The sequence below is a fragment of the Mesorhizobium sp. genome (assembly GCF_005063415.1).
Taxonomy (GTDB): Bacteria; Pseudomonadota; Alphaproteobacteria; order Rhizobiales; family Rhizobiaceae; genus Mesorhizobium.
Genome location: NZ_SUEG01000227.1, coordinates 1 through 5,548 on the forward strand (window position 1 = coordinate 1; position 5,548 = coordinate 5,548).

The following is a 5,548-nucleotide window of genomic DNA, read 5'->3' on the forward strand; positions in this document are numbered from 1 at the left end:
CGCCGCCGATACGCTTGTTCTGCTGAACCAGATACGGCATCGCGTCGTGCACGCCGTCGAGATCATCGCCTGGGATGTTGGCCGGACGCGGTGTTTCGGAACCGCCGCAATACAGAACCGCGTCATATTCGGCGAGCAGTTCGGAGACCGGCTTGTCGACGCCGACATTGACGCCACAATGGAAGGTCACGCCCTCACCCTGCATCTGCTCGATGCGCCGGTCGATATAGTGCTTCTCGATCTTGAAGTCGGGAATGCCGTAGCGCATCAGCCCGCCGGGCCGGCTTTCGCGCTCGTAGACATGGACATCGTGGCCGGCGCGGCCAAGCTGCTGGGCAGCCGCCATGCCGGCCGGACCGGAACCGATGACGGCGACGCGCTTGCCGGTTTTCTTCTCCGGCGGATAGGGCCTGATATGGCCGGTTTCATAGGCCTTGTCGGCAATCGCCTGCTCGACCGTCTTGATGGCGACGGGAATGTCCTCGAGGTTCAGCGTGCAGGCTTCCTCGCACGGCGCGGGGCAGATGCGGCCGGTGAACTCCGGGAAATTGTTGGTCGAATGCAGGTTGCGGATCGCGTTGTCCCAGTCGCCATTGTAGACGAGATCGTTCCAGTCCGGAATCTGGTTGTGAATCGGGCAACCGGTCGGCCCGTGGCAGAACGGAATGCCGCAATCCATGCAGCGCGCGGCCTGTTTCTCGACCTCCTTGTCAGACATCGGCAGCGTGAATTCACGGAAATGCCGGATGCGATCGGAGGCCGGCTGGTACTTGTGCACCTGCCGGTCGATTTCGAGAAAGCCTGTTACCTTGCCCATAGTCCAGTTCCTGCTGTCCAGATGGTGCGCCTGGCGACGCCCTGCAGCTGGATCAGATGGGGCATCCCGTCCACACATGGGCCGCACCAAGTTGCCCAAAATTCGACTATGTACACTTGCCGGGCTCAAAGCTCGTGAGGGGCTCGCCATGCAGCCAGTTCTCGACTCTAATCGAAGGAGCCGGGGACTCCATCTGCAATACCACGTTGCGGTCCAAAGCTATTTCCAAAGGTTTCTGCACGAGCTGGTTTCCTCTCAGAGACGGCACACGGGTTCAGGGAGGAGCGCATCGCTCGTCTTGCCCCATTGAGTGCAGTCACAGTCACTCAGTCTCAAAAGCCATGCCAACGCGCTCAGCGCGCAGTTAGCGCCCATTGCTTCGAAAAACCTCGTCAGTGCCCAGATGTTGGTTGTAATGAACCTGACATTTGTCTGACGCTGTCAGCTTTTGGACACGCGATCACGCGCTTCGTGCCGCCAGATGGCCAGGCCGAGCCCTGTGTTGCCAGCGGTCGCTTCGATGATTGTACCGCCCCGCGCGTGCCACGCTGTTCGGCATTAACGATCATCGACAACGCAATGCGATCCTTGATCGATCCGCCGGGATTCTGGCTTTCGATCTTGACGAAGCGACGACACCTGCCGGTATCGAATCTCTTCAGTTCGACGACCGGCGTCTCCCCAATCAGATCGAGCACTGACAAATGGCGGACGCAGGCGAGAGGACGCCTTTGTCGACGGTCGGCGGAACATCTCGAGGCTCATGCGGCTGCGGTCTCCAGAATGTCGGCATAGTGCCGTTGCGCAATATCGGGATGCGAGCGCAGTCGGCTCTTCAGCAGTTGCGGAACAGGGGATTGTCGGGGTCGCTGGCGGGGCACCCGCTTCGGCAGCCAGTTCAGGCGGCAGGTCAAGAAACCGTATGTCGGCATCAAGCCGCGCGCCGAAGAAGAAGGGAATAGAAACAGTGCCCTTCGAAAGACCCAGGGCGACGGAAATCATTGCATCGGGCGAGTTCATGCGCCTGAAGCAGCGCTGGCTGCAACTGCTTCATAGCGACAGGCGGGCGGAGACTCTAGCGGGGCTTTCGCCGCTTGGTTGATTGAGGCTCTCGACGAAGCCACTAAGATTCGGCGGCCGATAATAGCTTGCTGCTCATTGTGACGCCGACCAACGCCGGGATTGAGAAAGGCAACCCTGCCCCACAAGGCGGGTGTCACACGTGCGGTGCGTCCGCTCGTCGCGCCGGATGGTCTTTGAGACCTGGGTTCACGGCTATTCAGATGCACCCCTGTCGGCTTTTCGGTGCAGGCCGCCAGGCGGCGTGTTGCAGCAGCAGTAATTAGTTTGAGAGCGTGCGAGCACGGGCTGCATAGTGAGATCATTTGCCGGCGTGGGGACCAAGGTGTGGCGCAGCCTTAGAGAACTCAACACCGAGACCGGAGCAACGGAGACGGCTCTTTCGTCGAGACAGTTTAATTGGAAGGCCGAGAAGCACCGGCTGGGTAGCGTCACGCCGCATCATTCTTTGCGGAGCTGGAGCGCGCGGGATCGCTGGAGCGGCTGGTGAAAGCGGTTGCCGGGGCGCACGCCAACAACAACACGTGAGCTGGCGCCTCGTGTGGCAAAAGGAGGGGGCGAGAGCCCATGGCCTGCAATGAAGCGATCAAGCATTGCGATCGTGGAACCAAGCTGCCTAGTCGACCATCCGGACCGCGGCCTTCAAGCCAGCTCGCCTTGGAATCGGCCTTCCAGGAATCACCGTCAAGGCCGACTCACGACCTTTTCGCCATGAGCCGCGAAGAGGGCATTCCGCCGGAAGCCGATGGCTGCCTTCTCTCGTTCATCGACGGCTATGTGGTGAGCGGCCATGTGCCGGTCGGCACGGTCAACAAGCTCTTGACCGAGCGGCCCGACATCAAAGGGCATGACGCTGCCCGGCATGCCGATGGGCTCCCCCGGCATGAGTGGCACGAAGGAAGCGCCCTTCGAGATTCTCGAAATCCGAAAGTCTGACGCGACCGGCGGCATCTACGCCACGGAATAGGAGGCTTCGATGATGGAATGCATGAGCGGCATGATGATGTTCGGCACGGGCCTGGTGTGGCTGCTTGTCGTCGTCGTGCTCGTCCTCGGGACGGCCGCGCTGATCAAATACCTGTTCTCCAGCGGCGGCAAAGGAGAAGGGCGTCGGTCCTCTTATCGATGCGTGGCCGCGGCAGGCCTCGGATTGGTCTGGACATTGCCTTGGCTCGCCAACCGGATGGCCGCGCCCCGGCCGCGGCGATAGCGCTAGGCAAGACGGTTTTAGCCAGGCGAAGGTCAGCGCGATTGGAAAGCCCGCTGCCTTCGGGACGCATGCCGGCGCCGGGACCGGCCGCGGTCGTCGGCGGCGGCTACCAGAGCGACATGCCGGGCTTCGGGAATGTCCTCACCGACGAGGAGATCCGGGCCGTTCTGGCCTTCATCAAAAGCACATGGCCCGAGCGGGAACGCGCCTATCAGGCAGATGAGCCGCCGGGAGCGGGAGCAGACACAGTGAGACCAATCCTAGCCGCGGAGCCCTCGAACGCCCCCAACCGGAATGCATTGTCCATGAAAGCGAAACCGTCGCTTGCGATTCAATTTCTGGCGCTGATCCTCGGGACCTCCGCGCTGGCCCACCATCCGGGCGCCGATCTCGACAAGATGAGGGACAGCGCGGAGAGGTTCTTCCAGGCGATCGACGAGCAGCCCGCGCCGCCTTTCGAACTGGCCGACGCGGACGGAAGGGCCGTCCGCCTTCCGATCTCTCCGACAAGATCGTGGTGCTCTACTTCATGACGAGGTAACCTTGGAAGAAGAAGGCGACGGCCACTGGCGGCAGGATGGCAAGCACGCTGGCCGCAAAAAGCGGCCCATACTCATAGAAGCGGGCCGGTTCTGTCGCAAATCGTGCTTTTGGCCACAACTGGACGCTTTCGCGCGCTTATGGACCAGCTCACATGACAGGGCTCGACGTGCCCCGGGGTGGCGCCCTACTTCCACGCTCGCACTGTCACACTCCCGCCGAAAGGCGGGTTTAGTGAGTTATGGCAGTGACTGTGCCACCAGTCCAAACGTCGAGTTTCGCGGCAACTTCGACGCTTTCCTTAGCTGACTTGCCCAAAACCAGCGCGGCCAAAGCATACTGCTTGCCGCTCCCGATGGCATAATATTCACCTTTCACCGGATCACTTGGCAGCCAATTGCCGTCCAACAATACGGCTTCCCCATTTTTGCGCACTATCAGCGCCTCAAATTCAAAATTGTCGTCGTTGCGCGGCACAGGAATATCAGAAACATCCATGCCCTTCTCAACCCAGTCTCGAACGGCCTTTGGAATACCCAAGGACGAAGAGGAAACGCCGATGAGTGTGCCGTCGCATAAGCGAAACACCTTCGTTTTCTCACCGACGGATACTGAGTCAAAACCCAAGGCTCGGCCGTCGCCAGCCATGGTTCCGTTCCTGTAAGCTATTGTTGTCATTGGCACCCTTCTATCGCTGCATCAAACTTCAGGACCTTGCGCATGTCCCCTGTGTCAAGGTCACTGACCGACGGCCTATTTGCCTGATACACGATACAGGCTGCGCTCCTTGAGTTCGCGCACGGGTGGCCGTCATCTTGCCGCCTTCGCGCAATGCCTTGAACAGGCCGAGTCTGTCCCCCAGCGGGAATGACAACCACCTCCATGTCGTTGAAACGCAGGAAATCCGTCACTTTGCCTCGTCGGTAACGGGCGGAGCCGGAGCGGTCGTCACCGGGCAAGCGCGGTCGCAGTAGGTATCCTGGGCAGCCCGTCAGACATGGATGGCTCCGGTTGTGTCATGCGACTTCTTGTTGGTCGGTCACGTGTTTCCGGATAACCAGCATGCGCTGTGCCAAATGAGAAAACCATTTAAAGTCAATCCAGCAGATCTGACTGTATTCCGACATTGTCGGAAATTGGACATCGCCGAACGCGGGCGCTCGGGGCTTGTGATGATACTTGGGCGTGCTGCTTCGGAGGAGGGATGCGCCTCGTACCGGCCGCGAAGCCTTCCTGCATTTAAGGCGCCAGATCAATTGAACGCGATGCCGGGCAGCGTCGCAGCGGCTAAGCCAGCCACTCGCATTGCTCCCTGACAGGATGGTGCCGATCCTGCTGAGATCGCATGCTGGCGCGACGTTGCTTTGCGGCCACCGTCGCGCCTGCCCGTGAACTGTTCGCGCCTGTGCTCATGCTCGCCTTGACACCCTCGATGGGTCCATCCGGGATGGTCAACCATCCGGAACATAGCGGGCAGGCGGGCATCTTCACCAGCAGTCTCTGTGTCGCTCTCGTGGCGGCAAACAAGATCGAGGCTGGCGGGGTGATGATCAACGGTCCTCGAACCATCGATTTTGATCGCGGTGGCCGTTCAGTGCGTTCAAGCACGAGGCGCCGTTAGACGGCACCGCAGCATCATAGCGAAGTGCCATGCAGGACGACTCCCTGCAGCATCGTCTCGCGCAGCCAAACACTTGCCGGATCACTGTTGTGAACGGCCGGGCGTTTGACGGCCTGTGACGCGAAAAGGCAACGGAAGATCTAGCATTTATGGGGGAAATGTTTTTTCGGAGTGCTTGACCCGCAGGAAGGGCAGGGCATGACTGCCTATCGCCCGACCCGGCAAGGCCGCACTCATGACCGGCTGGGCTCGGTTAATCCTGCATGCCGCGCCCATGAGG

5 protein-coding genes and 4 pseudogenes are annotated in these 5,548 nt (G+C 60.5%); 4 read left to right on the top strand and 5 right to left on the bottom strand.

The annotated features are described in order from the left end of the window. The 4 genes and pseudogenes from E5W70_RS30465 to E5W70_RS30480 all read right to left on the bottom strand — a co-directional run. On the bottom strand, positions 1–817 hold an 817-nt coding region (locus tag E5W70_RS30465), incomplete at its 3' end, for a glutamate synthase subunit beta (RefSeq protein WP_292664981.1). Positions 818–858: 41 nt separating this feature from the next. Further along, a pseudogene (locus E5W70_RS30470) lies at positions 859–1,022 on the bottom strand (thioredoxin domain-containing protein); the annotation flags it as partial. Between the two features lie 278 nt (positions 1,023–1,300). Then, positions 1,301–1,570: pseudogene (locus E5W70_RS30475) on the bottom strand (pyridoxal-phosphate dependent enzyme); the annotation flags it as partial. An 8-nt stretch (positions 1,571–1,578) separates the two neighbouring features. Next, positions 1,579–1,783 (bottom strand): annotated as a pseudogene (locus E5W70_RS30480) (isopenicillin N synthase family oxygenase); the annotation flags it as partial. A gap of 801 nt (positions 1,784–2,584) precedes the next feature. Here E5W70_RS30480 and E5W70_RS30485 point away from each other — a divergent pair. The 3 genes and pseudogenes from E5W70_RS30485 to E5W70_RS33235 form a co-directional block, all read left to right on the top strand. After that, positions 2,585–2,864 (top strand): annotated as a pseudogene (locus tag E5W70_RS30485) (DUF411 domain-containing protein); the annotation flags it as partial. Between the two features lie 9 nt (positions 2,865–2,873). Further along, the gene (locus E5W70_RS30490; RefSeq protein ID WP_127312611.1) at positions 2,874–3,107 is read left to right on the top strand and encodes a hypothetical protein; all 234 of its coding nucleotides are present in this window, start codon (positions 2,874–2,876) and stop codon (positions 3,105–3,107) included. 41 nt (positions 3,108–3,148) lie between these two features. Next, entirely contained in the window at positions 3,149–3,640 is a 492-nt protein-coding gene (locus E5W70_RS33235) for a hypothetical protein (protein WP_366509761.1), read from the top strand. 238 nt (positions 3,641–3,878) lie between these two features. Here E5W70_RS33235 and E5W70_RS30505 read toward each other — a convergent pair whose 3' ends face one another. Then, entirely contained in the window at positions 3,879–4,295 is a 417-nt protein-coding gene (locus tag E5W70_RS30505; protein WP_063169404.1) for a hypothetical protein, read from the bottom strand. Positions 4,296–4,992: 697 nt separating this feature from the next. On the opposite strand from E5W70_RS30505, the gene E5W70_RS30510 reads away from it, so the two are divergent. Beyond that, entirely contained in the window at positions 4,993–5,268 is a 276-nt protein-coding gene (locus E5W70_RS30510; RefSeq protein ID WP_063169403.1) for a hypothetical protein, read from the top strand. The last annotated feature ends 280 nt before the right edge of the window (positions 5,269–5,548 follow it).

Coding starts and splice junctions, on each gene's coding strand:
- E5W70_RS30490 (WP_127312611.1), top strand. CDS start 2,874: ATGATGGAATGCATGAGCGGCATGATGATGTTCGGCACGGGCCTGGTG.
- E5W70_RS30505 (WP_063169404.1), bottom strand. CDS start 4,295: ATGGCTGGCGACGGCCGAGCCTTGGGTTTTGACTCAGTATCCGTCGGT.
- E5W70_RS30510 (WP_063169403.1), top strand. CDS start 4,993: ATGCTGGCGCGACGTTGCTTTGCGGCCACCGTCGCGCCTGCCCGTGAA.